This window comes from Ruegeria sp. BF6 (genome assembly GCF_056538665.1).
Map to the genome: position 1 here is coordinate 15067 of NZ_JBQFTN010000021.1, position 23349 is coordinate 38415.

Sequence of the window (23349 nt, forward strand, 5' to 3'; positions counted from 1 at the left end):
CTATTTCCTCACAAAAATCTCCAACACGCTTGAATCCATGGTTGCATACCCAACCTGGACCATAGGAACTGCCGGTCAAATGCGCATTTTCAGGTGCGTTTGCTCTTTGACACGATCCGTTCTTGTTTTCGAAGCCTTCGTCACAGACCGATCCATCAGCATTGCCTGCGACTTGGGCGGGAAGCTGCGTTCCGGAGAGCAACACCAAGAGTGTCGGGATCAAACAAAGAACGCGGCGCGAAAACACGATGAGTGACTGATTGAAACGGAGCCTGAGACCTGATCTATCCGGCATCGGGCACGCGATTTATAAGCCATGTTCTGTTCATACGGCGCCTTCATTGATGGGTCACGCGATAACTGGAGCATGTCAGGTGACAGTTGCGAATGCTTGCGAGGAACGAGCTCAACGCGAAGACCCCAGCGCGACCCGTTCCTATGCTGGGGCACATGCTACAGTTAGTCTGAAGGCCATTGGATCATCGAAGCCGGCAGCATCGCGACGACGAGTAATTTTCACCAATGCACGTTTGTGGTCCTTTGCCAGAATAGAGTCAAGGAAGTTTCCCTCGTCGCAACGCTAGTACTGCTAAGGCAGGTGTTTGTGAAACAAGCACGTGACCAAGTAGCCTGGTGAACCGCCGAAAGAAGTTACTTGGCATTAATCTGTTGTTGTAGGGATTTGGGGGCGGAGCAGCAGCGAATGGCAGCTTAAGTCCGCGTCTCTCTTGTCGAGCCTGAGTGCGGCGACAGAGCGGTACGTGATCAAGGTTTCCTCGTGGCTATGAATGACTGGCCTGACGTCATCAGCAGCAACGCATCGACATTCGTGCCGCTCCTGTGAACTGATGCTGCGCAAGCACTCGCGGCGCGAGCAAATGGTTGATCTGCTACGCTTCTCGGGAATTGCAAAGTCTAATTGCGAATGTCCGTTTTGGGCTGCGTGCGGCCAATCATGCTAACAGCAGACAACGATGGCACCGAGCCCAATTCAGTCGTTTACAGCAGACAACATGATTTCCTGAACGTCGCGCATGTCCTAGTCAATGGCTTGGTGCAAAACTGAAAAGCGTGATTGTGAATGCCTGCTTCAGGCTGGGACCAGCCAATCATGCTTGCTGCGGAGAACGGCAACACTGAGCCCATCCAGTACTTGGATTTTGTCGCTGCGCGCGCACGCATCTCCAGAAATGCCGCAGAGGCGTAAAATCGCGCACCGCCGTGCAGCGGAGAAATCGGCCATTCGGGGCAGCTTTGCTATGATCATTTTGACATGATGGTCGCCATGCTTGGGAAAGGTGAATAATACTGATACCGCTCGCCATGCGAAACGCTTGATCAGAGGACGAAATCAGGCGAACTTGTTGTAAACTGGCAGACCAATAGGGGGATGCCGGTTGCGGATTTTCTATGCATTGACGCCAGCGAGACGGGAGATTTTCATGAAATCGTTTTTTATTGCGATGCTGATCTCAGGTCTGTCGATTGCATCGCAAGGCAGGGCCGGGCCGCCGAGCTTCGATTGCGCGAGGGCTGGCACGCCGACTGAGCACGCCATCTGCGCTTCGGCGGAGCTGTCGCAGCTCGACAGGCAGATTGCGGCGGCCTATGGCGCGGCGCGCGCCGCAGCCCTGCCGGCCGGACGCCAGCAAATCAAGACGGCGCAGATCGCCTGGATTGGCCAACGAGACGCCTGCGGAAGCAATGTCGCTTGCCTGAACGACCTGATGCTGCGGCGGCTTGCCGAACTGCAATCCAGTGGGGGTGGCCCGGTGTCGGTGGCATCCGGAGGTGTGACAGGGCTCTATTGCACCCGTGGCGGAGCCGACTCCCTGGTCGTCCGCGAAAGCGGCGCCACCGCCGACTTCGAGGTCCTTTCGTTTCAGGGTGGGGGCCACAGTTGTGGGGTCGGAGTGCGCGGGGCCCAGCGGAGCGCCGTGGGATACGTGGGTAAAGTGGATGGCTGCCAGCTGACGCTGGTGGCGCGGAGCGACGAGGTGGTGCTGCTTGCGGCGCCGTTCGACGCCTGCAAGAGGTTCTGCGGCGCGCGGGCGGCGCTGACCGAGATCCGTTTCCCGATGTCCGGGCGCAGAGCGCTGCCAGGAACCTATGGTAGCATCGGACTGGGGGAGGTCGGCTGCAACTGATCCTTCGCGGCTGCGGGACCGGTCACCGAAAGGCGACCGGCGACCTCAAACCGGCGTCAGGCGATGAGCCCTACCACCTGCGTTTCGGCCTTCACTCGATCCGGTACAGACTACGGTAGTCGGAAATGGAGCCTGGATCGCTTGGGTACGCAACGATTTCGGTGTCCCCGACCACGTAGCCCGGCCCCATCATCAGTCGCGTGAATTCTGCATTCATTCCATCGGGCGGGCGGATTACAATAAGGTCACTTCCGGCGACGACATTCGCCAAGATAATGCGCCTTTTCTGTCCCTTCGGAACGCCCGCGAAAACTCCGCGGTCAAGAATGACCAGATCAGGTTCGGCATCGTGCGGGCCCATGTTGATCGACATTGCCAGCTCCCTCATCGAACAGACTGCGGCAACGTCCGAACCGGCCCCCAGGTCCAGACCGGCGTTCTCACCGGGGTTCACGACATAAACCACATCGTTGCCGCCACCGGCCAAGTAACCTGATATGCTGGGCACAAACTTAACCAGAATAGTTTCGCCCGAATCTCCATACACACCGAAATTCACGCCAGCATTCTGGATGATTTTCGGCACGGCCCAGGTGAGGCCATTGTCTACATCGGAACATTGAACGTTGATCCGGTCTGGATCCTCGCGCCGCACTTCCGGCGAAGCGTTGGCCGGTGGACCGAAAGCTGTAGCGCTTACAATCGAAACGATACTGTTTGCCGCAATTTCGCTCGTGGTCCGACGGGTGAAGCTCAATCTGAGATCGACCTTGCCGACAGTGACTTCCAGCCAATCCGGCTCATGGAACTCGAACCTGTCGACGCTCTGTCCCGGTGGTAAACGCAATTGCAAACGGTCGTTTTCAGGCGTCACGCCATGAATACGAACCTTTCGACGGAAGCCTTCCGGCACAGCCAGAAAGACATCCGGTCCCAGGATCACGCCATCCGCCTCCGCGTCAGGCAGGAGGTGACCCTCTCCGAGTGTAATTTCCGTCAAAAGCGAAGTCATCGTGCAGAGGGCGACGAGGTCCGCGCCTGCTCCTGTCGCGATGGTAGTGCCGGCGGTCGGTTCGAAAAGATAGACACTGTCGTTGCCTTCGAATGTCACAATCGAATCCGGCCTGTCCGGCACTCCCCAGAGAACGACAGTGTCGTCGCCCTTCGTGAAATGGTCGCTTGCAGTCCGGCCCGGAGCCACGGTCACCGCAGCTGAGCGGGCTTGGTTGGGGTGCGGGCAATCAATGCTGCTAAGATCAAGGGGCGGTTCCAGATTCTCCACGGCTGCCGGCGCATCTGAAACGCGCTCGACCACGAAAACGGCTGGTTGCGCCGTGAATTCGGGTCGCATCTGCGCGAACCCAAGCTCCACTCTCAGTGAACCGACTATTGCGTTCCGTCCGCCGAACTCGAACGCCACGTCCAATCCTTCGGGCACGCGGAGGACAACACGGTCATTCACGTTCGTGACCCCAAGGATGGAAAGCGTGCGCTCGCTGTCGCCCTGGAGCCGACCGGTCTCGACGACGACGGTGTCGGCATCTATATCATTCGTCCCTACATTTAGGTACTGGCCGAGCTGATCCATCGAGCAGACAATGGCAAGGTCGGAACCGCTCCCCATGCTGACCGATTGCGACGAAAAGACGTAGGCCGTGTCGTCGCCTCCAAGAAGCATGTGATCATCAACCTGCGTCTTGGAATCTATCCGAAGAATGTCCGGACCCAAGCTGTAGAGCGCATTTTGCCAACCGGCGATTTCCGGTTCGGCGCCCGGGCCCGGAATGGGATCTTCGCAGGAGATGTCGCGCCTGTAGGAGGAAAGCGGATCTTCGACGATTGCCGTTTTGACCGACCCGACGCCAATGGCCGGTTCCAGGTGAAATGCGGTTGCCTCGGGTGTCGAAGTCGTGTCCGCCATATGAAGCGTGAAATCGACAGGCCCGACGCTGGCCATTGGGGATCTGTTAATGGAGAAGTCAAGTTCCATGCCGGGCGGCACCAAAAGGTTGATGCTGTCGTCGCCAGAGGTGAAGCCAAAAATTCGTATCTGCCTGCGAAATCCTTCCGGAACCCCAAGAAACACCTCCGGACCCAGCAATAGAGTATCCTTCTTCGCATCGCCTCCCAGACCTTGCCCGCTGGCGAGGTTGATTTGGAGAGACAGCGCGATTGGTCCGCAGATCACTATCGTGTCAGCGCCCCTGCCTCCCTCTAGATCCAGGAAGTTCCTGCGTCCGGTCACAAAGATGGTGTCGTTGCCGTCTCCACCGATGATGCCTTCCACGTCCGGATGGTCGATGGCTCGAATTTCATCATTTCCTTCCGAATAGGTGACGTAGTGCCTGTTCTGCACTTCGAGGGAAAGCGGATGACCGGACGGCCCACTGGCCTTACAGCGGTCCAGCAACTCACTTGGCGTCGGTTTGGAGATTCCACTTTCCGGACCGGAGGCCGGGACCCCTGTGCCTCCAGGCAAATGGTCCGCTGTCGGTCCCGCTCCCGCAGCCATCTCGACGTCCGGCAGAACCGGGAGGTTTGGAAAGTTACGCCGGGGTGTTTCACAGAATTCTTCAAGCTGCTCAAGTGCGCTCTCCGACCCGTCGAGCGCAACGCCAAGACTTGTACCAGACGTCAAGTTACGAAGCGTCAGGACTCTGCCCCGCTTGATTGCGCCAATCATCGGGTGGGTCGTGGCAACGCGCGCCGCGAAGGCACTTTCGGGCTGAAGGAACACAAGTTGCGACGACCCCAGGATCTGCCCGTCAACCGCGATCGAAATTTCGACTAGAGCACCTGCGGGCACTGCTACCGGATTCAGTTCTTTTGATACCAGCACAGTCAGAGTGCCTTCTTCCGGCGGGAACAGAGAAACTGTTCTCGGGTCACCGAGGTAGGAGTCAACATCGACATCCTTGGCCATACAGCGGAACTCGATCTTTGGGTTGCTCCCTGAAACGGCGGGCGCGGCTTTGCCGAACCAGTTGTGGCCGTCAGCGGTGAATGACCAGTTCTGCTGGGCATTCGCTGATGCAGGAGATGCGATAGCAAAGCTTATAGCCAACACAGGCAGAGAAACGAACTTGCGCAAAAGCACTTTCCTCCCAGACAGTAGCGATCTTGCTCTATTATATCACAGACGTTGTAATATCGAGGCGCTGAAAGATCGCTTCACCATTCCCGGCTTCAACAAGAAACTCTGACACTGCCGCTTCGTAGTTGCCCTCATCGAGTGCCTGCCAGCCGGCATCAATGTCGGATACAGCAGGACCCGCATGACCCATGAAAAAGGCAATAACCGCGAAACAAGCTCTTCAATCTGCTCATAAATCTATTCCCAACATTAGAAAAATTCGCGCTTATTCGCTCACATCATCTCAGCTTTTGGACGACGGCCCAGGGGTTCGTCGCCGAAGAGCGGTCCATAGTCTGACCCCACCGGCCGTCCCCAATAGCGCAGTTGTCCATGAGGTCGAACTCCACGAACCCAGTCGCGCTGCCCTCCACCCAAGTACCATTGACCCGTGCTGCATTCTCATCGAGCGACAATTCCAATTCGTTCCGAAAACCTGGTCCATAGCGACAGTGAAGCCCCGCGCTTTCCCAGCATCGCATCTTTCCGTACTGGGTCTGGTAGATACCGACAATGCTCCGTGGTTCGCACAGGTTTCCAGTTTGCCTAGCCATGTCCTCCGGTATTTGCGGCTGCGTTACTGGGATTGTGGGTGCCGGAGTGTGGCTGGTCCGCGTCAATCTTCCGGCGATGTCGGCGTGCAGATCGATGAGTTCCAGCGTAAGTGGTTCCAAACTACCGCCAGGCGAAACAAAGATGTAGGCACTGGTCAATTGCTGTCCAGCGAACGAAATCCAGCGCGGGTATGAGAAAAGGAAACTAAGCGCTGTTTCCGAAGAGGGAACAACGTTGCCGCGATACTCAGTGCCATCGGTGAATACACAATTCGGGTCGGCGCCGTTGACACTCGTCAGGCTGCAGATCGCGTTCGTTTCTGTGCCTTCGGAAGTGAGGCGGAGCTCAAATTCGCCCGCAATGTCAATCTCAGCTACTGACACGATCTCGCCGGTTCGCGTCAGCCGAAAACCGCCACCTTCGAGGACTGCTCCCTGTTCCTGCAAGGCCAGCAAACGTGCTGCGCTCCCCGGCCCGTCCATCTCAAACACTGTAAACGCATCGAGCTTGCTGGCGGAAAAAACATTCGTCGCTTCCGGCTGGCCGCAGATCAGCGCATAATTTGGTTGGTAGATCTCTATGACGGTGCAGTCCTCGGCGGGTCTCGATCCATCTGTTCTTTCCAGCGAATAGCGGCCGGGGAACGCGAATTCCTGTGTCGCGCGCCGCTGTTCGAGGAGCCCAACTTCTCTCGCTTCCGCCTCCTCGCGCTGCCTGATGAGCTCCTCCGGTGCCGGAAGTGCCACGGTTCGGGGAGCCTGAGGCACAACCCGGCGGAGGGTCTGGATTTCGCCGGAAAAGCGCTTCAAGGCGGCTTCCGTTTCGCCTCTGGACGGCGGACAGAAAGTGCGCGGAGCCCCCACAGAGAGAAGCGGGTGATCGTGGGAGCGTTCGAGCAACCGCTCGGGGTTGGCGATCTTGGGGCGCTCTCCATACCAGAACATGTGTGCAAGTGAGGTTTCTTGGAGGTTCGCACCTGGCATGGGAAACTGGCAGATAAGGACAGGCGGATCGACAGCGAAGGAGGCCCCGCCAAGATCGTCGCATACTCTCCTGTCGATTTCATCGGCGGCGGGCTCGCTCGACTCGAAGCATCGGCTGTTGGGCACCAGATCGGACCACTGAAAAGACTTAACGCTGTAAGCTGTCAAGAGGTCAGGTTCGGTTCGCTTCGTCCGAATCCAGACTTCATTGATCGAGTCTTTCGCAAGCTCCTCCTCGACAGCCTCGCGAGGCATCTCCGGCAGTATGAAGCTGTCGGGCACCTCGCCGTAATAAATCACCGTTGCGAGCGCATAGGTGCCACGCTCCGGCAGGACCTTTCCCTCCGCGCGCGCTTGCTGCAGAAGCGTTTCCTGTTCGAAAGCGTGGTAGTCTTTGTCTCGGCAAGCGGCGTAGAGCTTGGAGAGATCAAAATAGGGTCCGCCGGGGGCGATGAGCCAGTCGGTGAGGGTGGTACGGTTGTGATCCTGGTAGTCTCTCAGACCGGCAATGTAAGCCTCAGACGGGCCTTTGCAGAACTCCGGCGCGTCATCAATCCAGTCCGGTCTCTGGACCAGACCTTCGCCCCTGTCGTAGGACGAAGGAAAGGCGCCGATTGGCGGCAGCGGTCCCATCTCGATGTCGAGCCAGTCGGCCACAGCTTGCGATTGGCCCGTGCTGTAGAGCGCGCTCGCGGCAATTCTCTGGAACTGATCCTCTGTCCGCTGCCACTTATCCAACTTGGCCTGAGCGCTTGCGCATCCGCCGCAACGACGCAGTTCCTCTTCGGCATCTGCGATGTTCTGTTTCCAGAGCGCCCGTTCCTTTCGATATTCCTGAAGGCTCGCGGCTGCTTTGCCTACCTGCGATCCCATCGAATCCCAGAAGAGAAACTCTGCGAGCTTGTCCGCCGCAGTCGGGGACGGGAACGTCAATACTAGAAGAGCAAAGAAGAGCAATATCGGCTGGCGACAAAGAGCGAACATTGCGGACGTACCTTTCTCTGAATCATTACAAACCAGTCGTCCAACTCAACTATAACACATTTCCATTCAATTGAGACCCGACCAACATTTCTAGGCAGCAAGCGAATGCGCGATGTGGCCACTACGTAGAAAACGATCTAAGCGAAAGGAAGCTTTGTATTTAGCCTCTGGGAGCGGCTTTCGATGACCGCTCTGGCGACGCATGCTGCTTCACAGCGATCAGTGTGCCGCACCTGCGTGCGAATGCTGCATCAGCAAACACCCAGAAGGGCAACGGCGGCTAAGTCCGCGTTGCGGTCGCACACGTCAACGGCAGCGAAGGGTCGTTTTCCAAAAATCCTGTACGGAAGATTCCATCCCGCCCTGTTTTGCGCCGAGCCTGAATTTAGCCCTGTTGCATCAATAAATACCTTCTGCTCGGCAATTACAGACTGTGTCCATCATACTCATGGACGTGGGTAGCCTGTTCGCGGGTATGGGCAATCTCTTGCACCACGGCGGCAATCTTGCTGGATGAAACTTGATGCAGCTCACCGACAACGGCCTCGGCGCGCTCGTAGCTGTCCGGAACGCCTAGGCTATTAAAATGGGCGGCAGCGGTGGAAATGTCCGCGTCTCGCCAAGTCGCCGTGGTGCCGACTGAAACGCTGTCATGATCGTTATAGCGGGCCAGGAACTTGTTTCCGTCGAGACCGAAGCTGTTGGCGGTCGCCACAATGTCATCACGCACAGCCAGCCACTTTTCGGCTTCTGTCGGGTCCAAGTTGTCCAACTCGGCCGCATTCATGGATGTGGTGTAACTGTCGTCAGCAACAGTGTACGCCTGCAGGTCGGTGTCGTATGGGCGTAGCTCGGCAACATCGCCCTTCAGCTCTCCGATCTGCACGTCCATTGCGGCACGCAGATGCGGATCTTCGACCTCACGTGCAAGAGCCTCCATGTTCTCGATGGAGTTCACAATGTCCTTGGTCTGCTGTTCGTAGTTCTCGAAACCGGCCTGACCCAGAGCGGATTGCATATACTGAACATAGCGATCACCGGGCGACTGGTAGTCGTCGGAATCCTGAAAACCTTTGTCGCCGGACAGATCAGCAAGGGACGAATAGTAGGGGTGATACAGGTCGTATTCCTGAGCATCGTTCATGTGCTGAGAAACCAAAGCCTGCATATCGTTCAGATCAACCGGCTCCCCTGACCGCTCCGCAGCCTCCAATTCGATTTTCAGTTCTTCGACCAGATTTTGTTGCGCCGTGTGTTCGTCAACACGGCGGTTGGCCTGGTCCTCGATGTCGAAGCTCTTTGAAGCGATGGCTGCACGATCAAAGCCCATCGCCTGCTGTTCTTTCTTGATGATGTCGATCTGCTCTGAAACGCGATCCTCGCGCGGGGCGGATTGATCGAATTGGGAATAGGGTGCGAAGTGTTCGACTTCGTTCAAAAGATAGTCTGTACGCGAAACCATAGTTTTTCCTTTGCGAGTTGATGGATAACTCAGTGATGGATCTGCTCAGAGCGTTGGCGCACTCATCAGGCAGACCGGGTGAAGTCCTATAGGCTGTGACCGTCATCGTCACCGCGCCCTTGCAAGAGCGGGTGCGTTGCGTGGGCGTGAACGTCCGAGAGTTCTTCTGAGATTGCGATGATCCTGGAAGAAGCAAGCTGGTGCAGCTCGTCAACAACGGCCTCCGCGCGGTCGTGGCTGTCCGACAATCCTTGAGCCTGGAAGTGGGCCGTTGCGGTCAAAATGTCGTCGCTGCGCCATCCCATTGTAGTACCCAAAGTGACGTTGTGATGATCGCCAAAGCGGGCAACAAATGCCTCGCCATCGAGGCCGTAGCTGCTGGCCGTGTCGGTGACTTCCTTGCGGATCGCCGCCCACTGTTCGGCCTTTGGATAATCCAAGACATCCATTTCGGCGGTGCCCATTCCCATCATCGTTGAATAGCGGCGGTCCTCGAGGATGAAGGCTTGAAGGTCCGGATCGTTGGTGCGCAGATCCGCAACGTCGCCCTTCAGCTCACCAATCTGAATATCCATTGCGACACGCAGATGAGGGTCGTCAACCTCACGGGCCAGCCCTTCCATCTTGTCGATGGATTGCAACAAATCTTTGGTCTGAGTCTGGAAGTCCTCATAAGCCCCCTCGCCCAAAGTATCCTGCATATAGACCTCGTAGCGGCGTGATGCCGGGGCGTAATCTGCGGACGCCTGGAACTCCTTGTCATCGACAATATCAGCAAGGGCAGACAGGTGCGGATGGCTCTGCTCGTTGTCCCGGACGTCGCTGATATGGGCAACAACCTGCGCCTTCAGCTCGGGTGTAATCGTTTCCTCAGAACCGCCTAATTCGATGTGTCGCCGCAAATTGCTCATGACTTCGGGCGACACATAAGACGGGTCTCCAGGCTCGCCATAGTCATCAAAATGATGGGCCTGATCTAGTAGATGTTCCATTCTCGATACCATAGGTTCCTCACTTTCAACGAGTTGGATGGCAAACTCTTCGATCCGGTCTTTGACGGCGTTGGCGCGCTCATCAAACAGATCCGACATTCTTGCGATGGATAGGGTCATCACATCACCGGCCATGTCGCGGGCCGTAACTTCGACTTCCGGGGTGCTTTCAACAACCGACATTCCGGCCTGAACTTTCCACGTATCGGTCTCAACTTCCTGCCGCAAACCGCGCTCAAGGCGGGTCGTCGCGGTCAGCTCAATACCGTATTCCTCTGCAACCTCGACCTGGATAGAGCGCTGAACGTCGATGTTCATTTCGCTGCTCATGCCCATAGCGAGCCACTGACCATGCTCGACGCCTCGGTTGTTCACAACGATGTGGACATGGGGGTTATCGGTGTCGTTGTGAAACACTGTCAGATAGTCCCAGGTATCGCCAAAATCACCGCTCCCAAACAGGCGATCCGCGAACTCCAAACCGGCCTCGTGAGCGGCGTCCGGATAGGTGCCTTCGGGAAAAGAAACGATCATGTGACGGGTGTAACCGTAGTTGGTTCTCCCGTTGAAATCCTCGGCCCAAGTCTCGATCAAATCACTGACCTGATCCGCATCGAGCGGGGTCACGCCATTGTCTCGGATGTCCAACACACCCTCTGCCCGGACGGTCAGATAGTTGATCTGGCGGCGCAGCTCATGCGCGTTGTTCACGCCGCCTTTGCGGACGTGTTTCACAACTGCCTCAGGCTTGCCAACCACGGCACCAAGCCGCGCCTTGATGGATGAGGCTCGCGAGATCATGAACTTCATGCGCTTTGCGATCTGCAGCTGCTGATTGATCCGCTTGGAACGATCGACACCCTTCTGAGCCTCACGGAAGGCAAGTTCCAGGAAGTCTCCGGCTGTCAGATCACGGGCTGCGGCGTTCATTTTTCTGGTGTCCAATCGTCGTCGCGCAAGATCCGGCGAATGGCGGATTCAGGCTCTCGGCTTCGGCGGGCGGCAGTGATCATCGCCTTCAAGTCTTGCCGGTGCTGGATGATCGCACGATGGAGATTTTCGACGTCGCGGCGGTCGTCATCCGTCCAGATCACCGTGCCGCGCTTGGCCGATTTCGCAAGCTGATTGAGGTTGGTGTATCCACCCTGAACCTGCCGCAAGTGCTTCTGCCAGAGATCCACAACAGCAGGGTCGGGATCGAGATAACCGATCAACCGATAGATCAGACGCTGGATGATCTGATTGCGGCTCTTGGCTCCCAGCACACTTACAGCTGCCTCCAAACGCTCCAGCGCATCCACTGGCAAGCGTACGGAAAAGACAGTGGTATCGGCGGGCTTGCTCAATGCATACCTCTGGTTGTATTTTCAGTTTGTAACACAACTACCTTATCCTGTCATACTCTCCAAGAGGAAACCGGGGGTGATTTTAGAAATCCGCATTTTCTAAAATTGCCCTCGGAACAGTTTTGCTCTTGGAGGCAATCTCCACGCCGGGAAAAGGGTCCCGCCCCTTTTCCAGCCAGCAGGCGTGGGTGCCGGTGGACTGGCGCAGGGCAATCATGCACCGCATGGGCTGCCCGAACGGCGCCCGTCACATACCGGCACGTTTAAGTTCTCTATGGCATTATTCGCGCGCCTCAGCGCGCTCTGTTTCCCGCCGCTCGCGCGGCGGGTGTAGCAGGGGTGCGAACTGCCGCGTTAAGGCAGGGCAGAGTCCCTGCCCGGTCTTTGGACCGCGCGCCACGCATGGCGCATATGTGCTCCGGCCTCTGGCCGGAGCAGAAGAAAGGGCGGCTTGCGCCGCCCTGCCCTCTCGTCGTTCGGTGACGGGCTCGTCATCGGTGCGCTTCGGGAAGGCCACCATCTCAACGCCGGGGAACATGCTGTGCTTGACCTGGATCGAGGTGATGTTGCCTGTCTCATCGGTGTTGACGAAGAGAACCCCGCACCGATCCCAGAAAGTCTTGCCTTCTTTTTCACCGGTCTTGACGTTCAGTTTCAGAGTTTGAGTTGCCATTGTTTGATCCTCGCTATGGCGTGTTTCGATGAACATGGGAAAAGCGGGCATCAAGGGGACGTCAGCAGGGAATTTGGTCCGCGCGGAATGCGCCGCAGGCGCAGGGGAAATTCCTTGTTGAAGCGCGGTGCCCGGTCCGGGCACCGCGCGTCTTCCCCGACTACCCGCTTATGTTCATCCCTTCAGAAACACGGCAGCCGAGGATCATCTCCAGCAACGAGGTTGAACCTGTCGGGCCAAGTGAATAGGCAAGACTTTCTGGGATCGCTGCGCGCGGACCATCTGAACAATGCGATGTGGTTTATGGCGGCAACATCGCCTCGGTCCGACACGGGCGCAGTGCTCAATTTGGAGTGCGGGTGGCCTTTGCGGATCGGTATGACCTTCGTGGCAAAAGACGGACGATCACCGGTGGCAAAAGTCGCGCTTTTCAACGGGCGGAGGCCAAAGACAGGACGGTCCGGCCCTGATCCGCGCTTGCGTGGATCAGGTTAACAGACGGACTCAATTTAGCGGGGCGGGTTGGGCAAAAGACGGCAGCAAACACTTGAGTTTGAGCCTCACAGCCCAAGAAGAACCGCCCGAACCTAGGCTTTCGACGCGGTCGAAAGGAACAGCCAACGATCACGAAATATTTCACTTAGCATTCAGCGGCCAAATCTACTATCCGCCGATTCATGGCTTACAATTACGACAAACTCTATGGTGAACAACCAAACGCACTTGGCGAACCCACACAGGTATTCGTCGACTTTTTTGATCAGTTTGATCAAACCGGCGCGCGTGTTCTCGACATTGGCTGCGGTCAAGGCAGAGACGCGCTGTTCATCGCCCGGCTTGGTCACCATGTCGTTGGCGTGGATATTTCTCCAAACGGCATCCAGCAACTGATCAGCGCGGCCAAATCAGAAAAACTTGTGGTGGAGGGCACTGTGGCTGACGTCACCGCATACGTGCCAAAAGGCAAATTTGATGTGGTTTTGATAGACCGAACCTTACATATGCTCTCCGAGGCATTGCAGAAGACCGTATTGGAACGGTTGCTCAATCATGTCGAAGATGGCGGCTGGCTTCTGATCGCTGACGAGGCATCCAACATCAAAGGGTTCAAAGACGTAATCCAGTCTCACCAATCAAACTGGAGTACGGAGCTTTCCCAAAAGGGATACTTGTTCATCCGAAAATCTTGAGCGCACCCGGATTTACAACAATGGCTGGCTAATTGGACGCAATGCTTGTTCACGCATCCAAACACAAGATCATTCCGTATTTCGAACCCCTGCTCCTATCAGAACAGGCATGACCTGCTCCTCAGATTTGAACTCAAATATCTGTTCGACCCGAATTGAACCAAGCGTTGCCGCCTCCAGCGCGGCCTTCATTTGATTCGGTGTCAACCCAAATCCGTCATCATCTGACGCATGCCAATCCCACTGAACGAAATGTCCCCCCTTGTTGAGCAAACCCGCCAGCACCGCCACAGCGCCACTGTAGTCTGGGAGAAAGGCGCACACGGAAGACGCGCAGATCAAATCGAAATCTGAAAACCCGTTCTCGAGCCCCGAAACATCTCCAGCCAGAATATCTCCATGAACTGCTCTAACATTGTGCAGCTGCTTTTCCTGCAGGACGGCAATCATATTCTCCGAGGTATCAACTGCGACAACTTCCTCCACAAAAGGCGCAATTTTTTCCGCCAGCAATCCGGTGCCACATCCAAAGTCGAGCACGCGCTTTGATCGCCAGTACTTCCCGCGAATATCCAAGTGCTCGTCCAGCGTGGTGAAAGCGCGACTCGCGTAGCGTCTGACGTCGTCATTGTCGTCCCAACCATCGGCATAGTCGTTCCAGTCATCGGTCATGTTGCTTGTGTTTCCTTGATGGTTTGCACCGGCTCCAACACATGTGCGCTGGGGCAGACGCATCGATACGAACGCGCGACATTGGCTAGGTCGGCGAGAACAGTCAACATGGATTTGGAACGGCATGTGGAGGGAATAGAGGCGACTTCGGCAAGCCTCTGCTGACAGTCTTTCCCGCAAGAAAGAGGCCCACCGAAGCGGGCCGCAAGTTTAACCAAAGGGAAGTCTCGAGGTATTGAAGACAGGCTAACGCTTGCGCGCGCGATCGACAACACCGTCGGCCGTGATTGTGGCAATGCGATCCTCGGTACGGCGGGTCATTTCCACCCCGTCACCTGTCATATGCGCCTCGGCAAATTCGGTGAACTTGAAGATGCTGCCATCGGCTTCGACATGGGTTTCATCTTCCGCCGAGCGGCGCTTCACCGATCCGTCATGGCGGATTTCAATGATCGTGTTGTCGGCCATGCGGACCGTCACGGAATGCTCATCCACCGCCACGCCTTGCCACCACATATCCGCGTCCCGGCGCACAACAATGCGGTTTGGATGCAGCTTAATCTGCACATCCTGTGCGGCTTCCGGATCAGCGGCTTTCACCACAACAATCGCTTCCTGTGCGCTGGGGTCACCATGGATTGACGCGCTCCCGTTTTTGGGCGGCCAGAGCTTAGGCTGTTCGCGCGGCTTGCCTTTCTGATCCGTATGAAACCCGACAAACATCTGCGCGGATTTCCAAACGCGGCGGGCGGCTTTCTCGAGCTTGTTCGATGAGGTATCCATGGGTCTTACCAAATCCGTTCTGATCAAGTGATCGCTTTAGAAAATGAGCCGGGTGACCGACCTCTGATAGCTATGCGCGACGGGGTGTTTGCGCAATGCCACTTTGAGTTTTCATCATTGAGGCTGACACAGCCAGAGATTGATAGGCAGGGCGCAACGCACCCTGCCCTGTTGGGGTCAGAAGCAATCCGGCACCCAAGCATCGATCCGGGCTTTCTGTGCCTCGGTCACAGCCAATGCGGCCTGATGCGCGTTGTCGTTGAACAGCTTGTGCAGCGCGTCGTTCTTCGCGCCCTTCTTGGATTTCGCGAAGGCTTTGAAGGCGTCGGTGTCCACATGCAGGTCCAGCAGGTCCTTGTAGAGATCATCCAGCTGCCAGCCTTTCAAGCGTTTGAAGCAGTTCTCAGCGGACGGGGTCCAGATCGTGCGCATGTCAGCACCAATCTCAGCCTCGATCTCCGCCATGAACTCCGGGCGTTGGGTCAGGAACCGCCGGGCCAGAAAACTCGTGATCTCACCGTTGCGGGTCTTCTTGCCCAGCTCGCGAAACGCTTTGAACGCCTCCACGCTGCCTTTTGCGGACATCTCCTGAAACTGGTCATAGGCTGCCTCTGCCGCCTCATCCCGCTCCCCGCCAAGACGCGGGTCGAGGATGAACTGATCATCGATTTCCGGCGTGTTCCGCTCGGCGCCACCATAGCCAAACCCAAACAGGTTGCTGGTCAGACCGGAGGCCGGGGTTGCGGAGAAGGCAAACAGGCTCAGCACATAATCAGGTTTGTCCAGCAAAGCCGTTTGAATTGCCGCCAGACGGATGGCCACCATGTCATCAATGAACTTCTGCGAATAGGCCGGTTTTGGTGCCTCCTTGGTCTTTGTCTCTTTGACCGGGGCCAGAACGCCGACCTCAATGGCGGCCTGCACATGTTCATCCGCGACATAGGCTGAGGATGTTTTGATCTCGCCGTTGTTGCCGACATAGACAAACACACCGGACAGCTTGCGCTGATCGTCGGAATAGAAGGGTGCTGCATAGTCCTCGAGCGCGACCAGCTCCTTTTCACCATCCGCGTCCAGAGCCTCTGCCTCATAGAGTTCGACAAGTTCGTCATACCGCTCGGCCTGTTCTTTGGTGAACTCCCGGCTCACCATCTCCAGACGGTGCATGCCTTCGATGCCCGAAAACCCATACGGAATGTAGCTGTCTTCATGGGTGTCCACCCAGTCCCAGCCTTCTGCTTCGCGTAGCTTTGCTGCTTCTGCCGCCAGTTTCTCAGCAAACAGATGATCCAGTAGCGCGCCTTGATTGAACAGGGTTTCATCAGCGAAGAGATCAGCGGTGACCGTGCCGCCTGCTTCAACATAAGCCTCCTGCCCCACAAACACGGCCTTGCGGTTGGTGCTGCTGACAGCCTCAGATGTCAGGGCCTGTTTGACATCATGCTCACTGAACCACCGACACTCTTTAGCCTGTTCCAGAACCTCCAGAATTTTATCTTCTTCGGTGCTGACGGTCATGGCTTTCGCCAGACCCATGCTGATCTCACCAGCCTTGAGCGCGTCCAGAACGGCGGCGGGCAAACCTGCCAGTGCGAGGCGACGGCGCACATGCGCCTCGGTCACGCCAAACGCATTGCTGATCTTGGCAACAGACAGGGATTTCTCGGCCATCTTGCCATAGGCGCGGACCTCGTCCACCGGGTCCAGTTCTTCCCGGGCGGTGTTTTCCGCATTGGCCCATTGCTCCGCCACAAACGGATTATCGGTGATCTTCACGGGAACCTGTTCCAGATCGGCCCGCTCGGTCACGGCGATGTTCAAAGCCCGCAGGCGGCGGCCACCTGCAACGATGGCAACTTTGCCATCCGCATCCCGAAGACCGCTCAGGTTTTGGATCAGACCGCACATGACCAGACTGTCGGCCAGCAGGGCGATACCTTCCTCGCCAACCTCCTGTCGTGGGTTCAGATCAGACAGGTAGAGATCGGACAGGGTAATGGTTTCAATGGTTTCCGGTGCGGTGAATGTTTCGACTTTGCTCATGGGGCAAATCCTTGTTTGAGTGTTTCGCTTCGTGTTAAGGGTGCCCTACCCCTTTCGGGGTAGAGCGGGGCCGCTTAGGCGGCTACGTGTTGTTTCAAGAAGGCGAGGCCGATCTTGGCGGAGAGACCTCCCTTCTTGACCAGCTCAACGGCTTCGCGCCGTCGTTGCTGCAAGGTTTCCTGACTTATTTTCATCACCCCCTTTCCGAGCTGCGGTAGAAATCAGTATTCGCTGGGGCACATGATGGTCAGGACACGGCGGGTCACTGCGGGATCAAACGGGCGGTCGGAACCGTATGTGTAGTCCGCGTCGTAGAGGTCGATTTTCCAGAACAGCTTTTGGTCGCTGATTGTCACCGTTCCGAACGTGTGATCGCCATAAGGGTCATTGCCCTCGTCGAACTGGTCATCCGTTGCGACCGCCTTCAAAACTGCGGTCTGGAACTCCATCCCTTCACCCGACACGCCGGGCGTGACAAACACCTGTCCGTGAATGCCATTGGAGTGTATCTCAATCGCTGCAGTCGGATCGATCAGGGCTTTCCGAAACAGGTCATTCTGGGCCGCGATCTCTGCCGCCTGAAGGCTCGTGTCATTCTCGATGTCATTTGTCGTCTCAAAGATCAAAACCGTCTCTCCTTTTGTGGTGCGACCTCCGGGGCTGGTCCCCTTTGGTGCTGGTTTTGAGCCGAGCCCTGAAAGGGCGTCGTCTCAAAAACCTGCCCCGTGGCGAACGCGGAGAGGGGCGAGACAGGACAAATCGACAAGAGTGGTGCGGCCCGCAGCGCAACGCGCGAGGACACGGTCTTGTCTATTTGTCTTGTCCGAGGGGGGAGGCCGCGCCTTCCCCCTGACGTCGGGCGGCGTTTGGCTTGTCCAAATCCCGCCTGACCCACCAAAAATGGCCAAAGGATCTTCGATCCTGCGGGAGCGCAAAAGGGATCGTCACCCGAACGGGCAGATCATCACGGCATGGGCCGACCATGAGCCAATAGCCCCTGCCCCGGCTCGCAAGAGACGGTTCAGGGGCTATTGGCTCAGGGAGATCATGCTGGGGTGTTCTGGGTGGAAGCCGGCATGCCGGCTGTAACCTAGAGCCCGGTCACGAGACGACAGGCTCGGGATTTGCTATGGAACAGATTGCAATCCGAAATCACTCACCGACCGGGACATACCCTCGGCGGCGCTTTTGCTTTTCGAGTTTTTGGAGTGCATCAGTGGCCTGGCCTTCGCCTTCGTAAGTCACCATCATGGCTTGCCCATTTGTGCCTATACGCCCCCAGGTGCGAAGGACGGACACTTCGCCAAACAGCGTCGGCTGCAGTTCAATCCCATAGAACCGCGCCATGTTGGCGTCTGGATCCACATGGATCAGGTGGACAGGTGTGGTTGCCGTCAGCTCCATGATCCGATTGTCGGTCAATTCAGAACGTCTGTCCAATGGCTTTGCAAGATCCATTTGTCGGAATGGATTCTGATCCTCAATGGAACGGACCTACATTTACTGAGCGGACATCCGCACAGTTTTCTCTCTTTAATGACCGTACTCACGCAGAAGAGAATTTTTCACGGCCGGAAACTGCCGCATTTAGTCAGATGATGAAATTCCGCGTGAGATAGCCAGAAGCAATGTGGAAATGTTGCCGCCTCAGATTAGGGCGCATACGATGTTCACTACTCTTCCCAGTGGACATAGAGGGATGAACGAACATGGCACAATCATTGGAAGGTGGGTGCTTCTGTGGTGAAGTGCGCTACCGGATCACCGGTGAAGCGGTACTGCAACTCATGTGTTTTTGCAGAGATTGCCTATCGATGACCGGTACAGATGGCTACGCCGGGTACATGATAAAGTCAGAAAATCTACAGCTACTGAAGGGCAAACCACGGACCTTTGAGAAGACCTCAAAGGAAGGCCGACCTGTTATCAAGCATTTCTGCGGTACCTGCGGGTCAGGCTTGTGGGGTGTGACAGCCTTCGGATTGACGAGCATTGCAGCTGGGACACTGGATGAACCAAACAACTTCAGCCCATCGAAAAAGGTTTTTGCGAAAGATGCCCCCAACTGGGCCAGAGTTCCCCACCACTTGGAAGATATGTAGGGGTTTAGGCTTTGGTATCACGTACATTTCTTTCTGGGAGTTGTTCCTTCTGGTGACCCGAATTGCTACGATTGTAGTTGAGGCAACAAGCAGGACATCAAGATGCGCAATGCAATCTTCTCACCCTTAGCGGCTTTGTTCCTAGGGGTCGTCATGGGCGTTGAGCCGGCTGCGGCGGCGTCACTGGGACCTTATGAGGTTTTTGGAGTCGAAGACGGTGACATGCTAAAAATGCGCAGCGGACCTGGAACAGGGTTCAATGTGATCGTTGGTCTTCCAAATGGAACCGCACTACGAGTTCACAGTTGCGAGCAGACCGGTGGCACACGTTGGTGCCGCGTTTCATTGGAGCGTGCTCGTAGACTAAAGGGGTATGTCTCTTGGGCATACTTGCGGAAAATCTAATACGACGATGATCAGCGATGCCATCTTACTGTAATAATAGAATGCTGGCAGAAAAGGCCGCAGTGAAGCTTTCTTGTTGCCGGTGATGGGATCAAGCGGGAAACCACGATCGTGTTCGGCCCATACCGGACCTTCGTGGCTTAGTGAGGCGCTGCAGCGCAGCTTCCCCGAACCGGACATTCGCTGCGCCAGCGATATCGACGCGTTTCCAGAGGTCTGAACAGCGGACAAAGGGAACTTTCACCGGGCAGGTGCCAAGGTCTGCTTCCGGATTTCTTTAAGATTTTCGAGCGTTTCTTCTTTGGCTGAATAAGGAGGCGATTGCGGCTTCAAAAAAACACTAATGTCGGCGATCTCGCTTATGCCAGCGTCGATACAGGCGTCCTTTGAAATATCTACTTGCCACGCCACAGCAACCAATACGTGACACCAAACGCCAGACCGAGTCCAGAATACCCAACGAAATAAAGCGGCTCCAGGTCCGTCGTATCGAGTGTAATGACCTTTCTGGCAACGGCCATCAGGGCAGTTGCAACTACCAGCTTCACATGTATGACATCGGCCGTCAGGTAGAGCGTGACATTCGTGTAAATCTCGATAGCGATCAGCACAACAAGCGCGGCCGCAAAAACCTCCAACAGAACACTGACGTCAAGAATCAGGACCGGTGGACTTACAAGCTTGATGTAGAACGAGTAACCGGCGTCGATGACGGCAAATCCGATCACAACGACCATGAACAAAGACATCACCCGAACGGCGTGTCGAATGAGCCGATTGCAGCTTCTGACAATCAGATCCTAATGGTCAGGGTCAAGCTCGACATGCGCTTGCGCATTGCGTTGCATCTGATCGGCCATCAAGACCTCCCTATTTTCGACGTTTCATAAAAAGTTCTTCAGCCAAACGTCAGCGCCCTCTGGGCAAGACGACCTGAGCCTGCAAACGCAAGCGAACGCCTTCGGCACCCACTTCGGGCGCTTCGAGCCAATAGCCCGCCCCCGCTTGCAGATTGACCGGCAGCGCCCCCCATTGGACCAGCTTGGAGACCGAAGCGTTTATAGGCACAGCCCAGGCATCAGTTTCCCAGTCATAGGCGCTTTCGCTTTGCAGCGAATAGGTCCACGCGCCTTCGGTGGAATAAGCAAGAAAGGGCTGGACAAAACTCACATTCGTGGGGGTGTCGGGGTTGCTTTCTAGATCCCACAGATGATTGGCCAGCGCACCATAGGTCCACGGACCGGTCTGTCGCAGTGCAATGCCGGTGATCCCAGCAGCCCATGTATCACTCGATACGTTGCTAAAGGTTGGAAAGCGCACAACGGGACCCACGCCCCACGTTATGTCCCCGGTTCCGATTGGCGAGAACCACGCAGAGAAAAGGATATCTCCGAACCCCTCCTGGCGTGTGCCCGGCACAACGTCTTCCTGCCAGATGTAAGGAATGATAGTTCGGGTGATCAGGTTAAGGTCATCGTTCAGTTGAAAGGGCACGACTGGTTGAAAGTTCAGCGTGGTGCGCGAGCCCTGATCAGAGACGCCCAGATTTTCATCATGGTTCAATTGAAACGGAACCGAGACGATTGCCGCAAGCGGGTTGGCCAGTTCCTGGGCCAGATCGGATGCCTCGTCTGCAACGGTTGTGGTTCCGGCACTGGCTGCAAAAAGCAGCCCCATAAGAGTATGGGATCGACGCATAGCCGTGTACTCCTTTTGAAATGCAGGTTGGGCGAGTGGCCTAGTTGATCGGCTCCAACTTCGGGAAGGTCCAATTGCCGTTCAGGATTGCATCCTCCGGCTCATAAAGGCGGATCGCATAGTTCCAGCCCGAAGTGATCGGCAGACAGTTCACGCGGCCATCGTCGCACCCACCGAAATGCAACGTGACCGAGCCGTCTTCTGCTGCTTCGGCTGTGTAACCGTTGTAGCTGTTTACGCCCAGATCATTGGCTTCCAGAAAGCCGTCACCGTTATAGACAGTCACCGACCAGAACGCCCGAACCGGCACATCCTTGACGGTTACCGCATGCGGTGTTTCGCCGTCATTCTGATCGACCGCGTCCAACAGATAGATCGCGGCCTCAGGCGGAAGACCGCCCCAACCCGAGAACGCACCGACCAGAAACTGAACCGGATCAATCTCGTCCTTTGTTCTGCCAAAGGCGCGGGCTGAATCGGTGCCCAGCAAGGATAAATCGTTTATCGCCTGACGCGCAGTGGCAAGTTGTTCGGTGTTCCAGTTGGGCGCGTCAAACGGGCCCGTTCCACCGCCGCTGACGACAATTCCATCCTGTGCCGCTTGCGCGGCGGCAATATCATCCGGGTCAGTCACATCGACGAATGTGCGAAACGCGATGAAACCAAAGCGCGTACCAAGGTCTTCCTGTGTGATTTGATACGTGCCGGGCTCTGCCTCGGCATACATGAAGTGGTCCTGATTGATGACATGCATCGAGATATAGCGGCCATCCGCTTTAGGCAGTGTCACTTCGACGGGTTCGCTCAAATCCAGCAGAATGCCGGAGTAGAGCGTGTCCTGGTTCATGCGGATGACGGGCTGGTTATCCGGTGTGGTGGCTTCGCGCATATGCCCCAATTCGCCAACAGCGAGGCCGAGATTGGCCATGTTGGTCCGAAACATGTGATCTGTCTCGGCGCGCACAAGGGTGTCGACGGTCACATCGACCATGTCTTCGGCCCAAACGCCTGTCGGGAGTGTAAGCGCGACTGTCAGAAGAAGCTTTTTCATCGTAAGCATCCTGTTGTTCAGTTTGCGGGTTCTACGGAGGGGAAGACCCAGCTTCCGTCGATGACCTCTGGGCCCGGCTGATAAAGGCGCACGGCATAGTTCCAGCCATCCATGATCGGGAGACAGTTCACACGTCCGTCGTTGCAACCGCCGAAGTGCACGGTCACACTGCCATCGTCATTCTTGGTGCCTGAGACCGAGTTGACCACATACGTGTCGAGGGAATTGAGTTCAAAAAACCCGTCTGCATTATAAAGGCTCACGGACCAGAATGCGTTCACTGGCACATCCGCCGGGACCTGGATTTTGTATTCCCCAAGCGGCAGGCCGGGCTCGATATTAAGATAAAAGGCCTCGTCTTCTGGCAGCCCACCAAAGCCGACTGCTGTGCCAAGGAAATGGCGTAATGGGTCTACATGATCTGCCTTACCAAAAGTCCGGACGCTGTCTGTGGCGAACCTGCCCAGCTCAATTGCGGCTTGGCGCAGCGCCTCAAAGCTCTCCGCGTCGTAATTGGGCATTTCGAAGGGCGTTGCGGAGGCAGCATCAATGGTGAACCCGTCCTGAATTGCATTGACCGCCGCAACATCCTTGGGGTTCTCGGCATCCACCAGTATTCTCATGAAAACAAGTACGTAGGGGGTATGGAATGTACCCATGTCAAGCTGGAACACACCGCCACCGTCGAACACTTCATTGATGAAATGATCCTGATTGACCACCATCGTCGTCATGTATCGGTCGCCCACATCGGGCAGAGTCAAGGTTGCGCCTTGGCTGATATCAATAACCGCAACGCTGTAGAGTGTGTCGCGATTCATCCGAATGGTGGGCTGATTGTCGATGGGGGTGGGTTCTTTGAAGTGAAAGAACTGATTTACGCCTCCGGCCAGGCCATTGTACGTCTTCAGTTCATTGTCTGTAGCAGCCCGAACAAAGTTGTTTATGGTAATGGGCACTTCATATGTCTCAGCAAGTGCATCGACCGTGGTATCAAAGCTCTGAGCGGTCGCTGTGCTTCCAATCAGGACAGCTAAAGCAGCAAGTTTCCAGCGTTTGTGCGTGAGATTCATAGTTTGCCCGCTCCACTAGCCAATTACAGAAATGCATTGCTTGATGGTCCCGGCACC

General features: G+C 56.2%; 19 protein-coding genes. 4 read left to right on the plus strand and 15 right to left on the minus strand.

All coding sequences use genetic code 11. The annotated features are described in order from the left end of the window. The first annotated feature begins 1442 nt into the window (after nucleotides 1-1442). Nucleotides 1443-2147: a lysozyme inhibitor LprI family protein gene (locus ACR0IM_RS22480; protein WP_480683283.1), complete on the plus strand. Its 705-nt coding sequence runs from the start codon at nucleotides 1443-1445 to the stop codon at nucleotides 2145-2147. A 91-nt stretch (nucleotides 2148-2238) separates the two neighbouring features. On the opposite strand, the gene ACR0IM_RS22485 is transcribed toward ACR0IM_RS22480, so the two are convergent. From ACR0IM_RS22485 to ACR0IM_RS22510, 6 genes are all read right to left on the minus strand, one after another. Further along, on the minus strand, nucleotides 2239-5238 hold the full coding sequence (locus ACR0IM_RS22485) for a hypothetical protein (protein ID WP_480683284.1): 3000 nt from the start codon (nucleotides 5236-5238) through the stop codon (nucleotides 2239-2241). Between the two features lie 281 nt (nucleotides 5239-5519). Beyond that, on the minus strand, nucleotides 5520-7802 hold the full coding sequence (locus ACR0IM_RS22490) for a hypothetical protein (RefSeq protein WP_480683285.1): 2283 nt from the start codon (nucleotides 7800-7802) through the stop codon (nucleotides 5520-5522). A gap of 424 nt (nucleotides 7803-8226) precedes the next feature. After that, nucleotides 8227-9264, minus strand: coding sequence for a hypothetical protein (locus ACR0IM_RS22495; protein WP_480683286.1), 1038 nt, complete (start codon nucleotides 9262-9264; stop codon nucleotides 8227-8229). Nucleotides 9265-9350: 86 nt separating this feature from the next. Continuing rightward, nucleotides 9351-11186: a relaxase/mobilization nuclease domain-containing protein gene (locus ACR0IM_RS22500; RefSeq protein WP_480683287.1), complete on the minus strand. Its 1836-nt coding sequence runs from the start codon at nucleotides 11184-11186 to the stop codon at nucleotides 9351-9353. Continuing rightward, on the minus strand, nucleotides 11183-11602 hold the full coding sequence (locus tag ACR0IM_RS22505; protein WP_170510945.1) for a ubiquitin-activating E1 family protein: 420 nt from the start codon (nucleotides 11600-11602) through the stop codon (nucleotides 11183-11185). The genes ACR0IM_RS22500 and ACR0IM_RS22505 overlap by 4 nt, the downstream gene beginning before the upstream one ends. Before the next feature lie 280 nt (nucleotides 11603-11882). Further along, nucleotides 11883-12275, minus strand: a complete 393-nt coding sequence (locus ACR0IM_RS22510) for a hypothetical protein (protein ID WP_480683288.1) — start codon at nucleotides 12273-12275, stop codon at nucleotides 11883-11885. 677 nt (nucleotides 12276-12952) lie between these two features. On the opposite strand from ACR0IM_RS22510, the gene ACR0IM_RS22515 reads away from it, so the two are divergent. After that, nucleotides 12953-13465: a class I SAM-dependent methyltransferase gene (locus ACR0IM_RS22515; protein WP_170510954.1), complete on the plus strand. Its 513-nt coding sequence runs from the start codon at nucleotides 12953-12955 to the stop codon at nucleotides 13463-13465. 69 nt (nucleotides 13466-13534) lie between these two features. On the opposite strand, the gene ACR0IM_RS22520 is transcribed toward ACR0IM_RS22515, so the two are convergent. The 5 genes from ACR0IM_RS22520 to ACR0IM_RS22540 all read right to left on the minus strand — a co-directional run bounded on the left by ACR0IM_RS22520 (nucleotide 13535) and on the right by ACR0IM_RS22540 (nucleotide 18403). Next, on the minus strand, nucleotides 13535-14137 hold the full coding sequence (locus ACR0IM_RS22520; protein ID WP_170591528.1) for a methyltransferase domain-containing protein: 603 nt from the start codon (nucleotides 14135-14137) through the stop codon (nucleotides 13535-13537). Between the two features lie 246 nt (nucleotides 14138-14383). Next, nucleotides 14384-14920 carry a hypothetical protein gene (locus tag ACR0IM_RS22525; protein WP_170591526.1) on the minus strand — a complete coding sequence of 179 codons (537 nt, stop codon included), beginning with the start codon at nucleotides 14918-14920 and terminating at the stop codon, nucleotides 14384-14386. 177 nt (nucleotides 14921-15097) lie between these two features. After that, nucleotides 15098-16963: a ParB/RepB/Spo0J family partition protein gene (locus tag ACR0IM_RS22530; protein ID WP_480609272.1), complete on the minus strand. Its 1866-nt coding sequence runs from the start codon at nucleotides 16961-16963 to the stop codon at nucleotides 15098-15100. A 221-nt stretch (nucleotides 16964-17184) separates the two neighbouring features. Then, nucleotides 17185-17589: a DUF3768 domain-containing protein gene (locus tag ACR0IM_RS22535; RefSeq protein WP_480609273.1), complete on the minus strand. Its 405-nt coding sequence runs from the start codon at nucleotides 17587-17589 to the stop codon at nucleotides 17185-17187. A gap of 526 nt (nucleotides 17590-18115) precedes the next feature. Next, a complete protein-coding gene (locus ACR0IM_RS22540; RefSeq protein ID WP_480508195.1) occupies nucleotides 18116-18403 on the minus strand; it encodes a WGR domain-containing protein in 288 nt (95 codons plus the stop codon). A gap of 269 nt (nucleotides 18404-18672) precedes the next feature. Here ACR0IM_RS22540 and ACR0IM_RS22545 point away from each other — a divergent pair, with 269 nt between their 5' ends. Both ACR0IM_RS22545 and ACR0IM_RS22550 read left to right on the plus strand, forming a co-directional pair. Then, nucleotides 18673-19065 (plus strand): GFA family protein, encoded by a 393-nt coding sequence (locus ACR0IM_RS22545; protein ID WP_171722476.1) that lies wholly within the window; start codon nucleotides 18673-18675, stop codon nucleotides 19063-19065. 102 nt (nucleotides 19066-19167) lie between these two features. Then, a complete protein-coding gene (locus ACR0IM_RS22550; protein ID WP_480609275.1) occupies nucleotides 19168-19470 on the plus strand; it encodes an SH3 domain-containing protein in 303 nt (100 codons plus the stop codon). Between the two features lie 395 nt (nucleotides 19471-19865). Here ACR0IM_RS22550 and ACR0IM_RS22555 read toward each other — a convergent pair whose 3' ends face one another. The 4 genes from ACR0IM_RS22555 to ACR0IM_RS22570 form a co-directional block, all read right to left on the minus strand. Next, nucleotides 19866-20219 (minus strand): phosphate-starvation-inducible PsiE family protein, encoded by a 354-nt coding sequence (locus ACR0IM_RS22555; protein ID WP_170334894.1) that lies wholly within the window; start codon nucleotides 20217-20219, stop codon nucleotides 19866-19868. Between the two features lie 160 nt (nucleotides 20220-20379). Next, a complete protein-coding gene (locus tag ACR0IM_RS22560) occupies nucleotides 20380-21168 on the minus strand; it encodes a transporter (protein WP_170334892.1) in 789 nt (262 codons plus the stop codon). 40 nt (nucleotides 21169-21208) lie between these two features. Further along, nucleotides 21209-22219: a DUF1254 domain-containing protein gene (locus ACR0IM_RS22565; protein WP_170694911.1), complete on the minus strand. Its 1011-nt coding sequence runs from the start codon at nucleotides 22217-22219 to the stop codon at nucleotides 21209-21211. A 17-nt stretch (nucleotides 22220-22236) separates the two neighbouring features. Then, a complete protein-coding gene (locus tag ACR0IM_RS22570; RefSeq protein WP_170334888.1) occupies nucleotides 22237-23292 on the minus strand; it encodes a DUF1214 domain-containing protein in 1056 nt (351 codons plus the stop codon). Nucleotides 23293-23349 lie beyond the last annotated feature (57 nt).

Bases quoted from the DNA above. Each gene is read 5' to 3' on its own strand.
- ACR0IM_RS22545 (WP_171722476.1), top strand. From the start codon at position 18,673: ATGGCACAATCATTGGAAGGTGGGTGCTTCTGTGGTGAAGTGCGCTAC.
- ACR0IM_RS22500 (WP_480683287.1), bottom strand. From the start codon at position 11,186: ATGAACGCCGCAGCCCGTGATCTGACAGCCGGAGACTTCCTGGAACTT.
- ACR0IM_RS22520 (WP_170591528.1), bottom strand. From the start codon at position 14,137: ATGACCGATGACTGGAACGACTATGCCGATGGTTGGGACGACAATGAC.
- ACR0IM_RS22495 (WP_480683286.1), bottom strand. From the start codon at position 9,264: ATGGTTTCGCGTACAGACTATCTTTTGAACGAAGTCGAACACTTCGCA.
- ACR0IM_RS22490 (WP_480683285.1), bottom strand. From the start codon at position 7,802: ATGTTCGCTCTTTGTCGCCAGCCGATATTGCTCTTCTTTGCTCTTCTA.
- ACR0IM_RS22560 (WP_170334892.1), bottom strand. From the start codon at position 21,168: ATGCGTCGATCCCATACTCTTATGGGGCTGCTTTTTGCAGCCAGTGCC.
- ACR0IM_RS22525 (WP_170591526.1), bottom strand. From the start codon at position 14,920: ATGGATACCTCATCGAACAAGCTCGAGAAAGCCGCCCGCCGCGTTTGG.
- ACR0IM_RS22480 (WP_480683283.1), top strand. From the start codon at position 1,443: ATGAAATCGTTTTTTATTGCGATGCTGATCTCAGGTCTGTCGATTGCA.
- ACR0IM_RS22570 (WP_170334888.1), bottom strand. From the start codon at position 23,292: ATGAATCTCACGCACAAACGCTGGAAACTTGCTGCTTTAGCTGTCCTG.
- ACR0IM_RS22550 (WP_480609275.1), top strand. From the start codon at position 19,168: ATGCGCAATGCAATCTTCTCACCCTTAGCGGCTTTGTTCCTAGGGGTC.
- ACR0IM_RS22510 (WP_480683288.1), bottom strand. From the start codon at position 12,275: ATGGCAACTCAAACTCTGAAACTGAACGTCAAGACCGGTGAAAAAGAA.
- ACR0IM_RS22530 (WP_480609272.1), bottom strand. From the start codon at position 16,963: ATGAGCAAAGTCGAAACATTCACCGCACCGGAAACCATTGAAACCATT.
- ACR0IM_RS22565 (WP_170694911.1), bottom strand. From the start codon at position 22,219: ATGAAAAAGCTTCTTCTGACAGTCGCGCTTACACTCCCGACAGGCGTT.
- ACR0IM_RS22555 (WP_170334894.1), bottom strand. From the start codon at position 20,219: ATGTCTTTGTTCATGGTCGTTGTGATCGGATTTGCCGTCATCGACGCC.
- ACR0IM_RS22515 (WP_170510954.1), top strand. From the start codon at position 12,953: ATGGCTTACAATTACGACAAACTCTATGGTGAACAACCAAACGCACTT.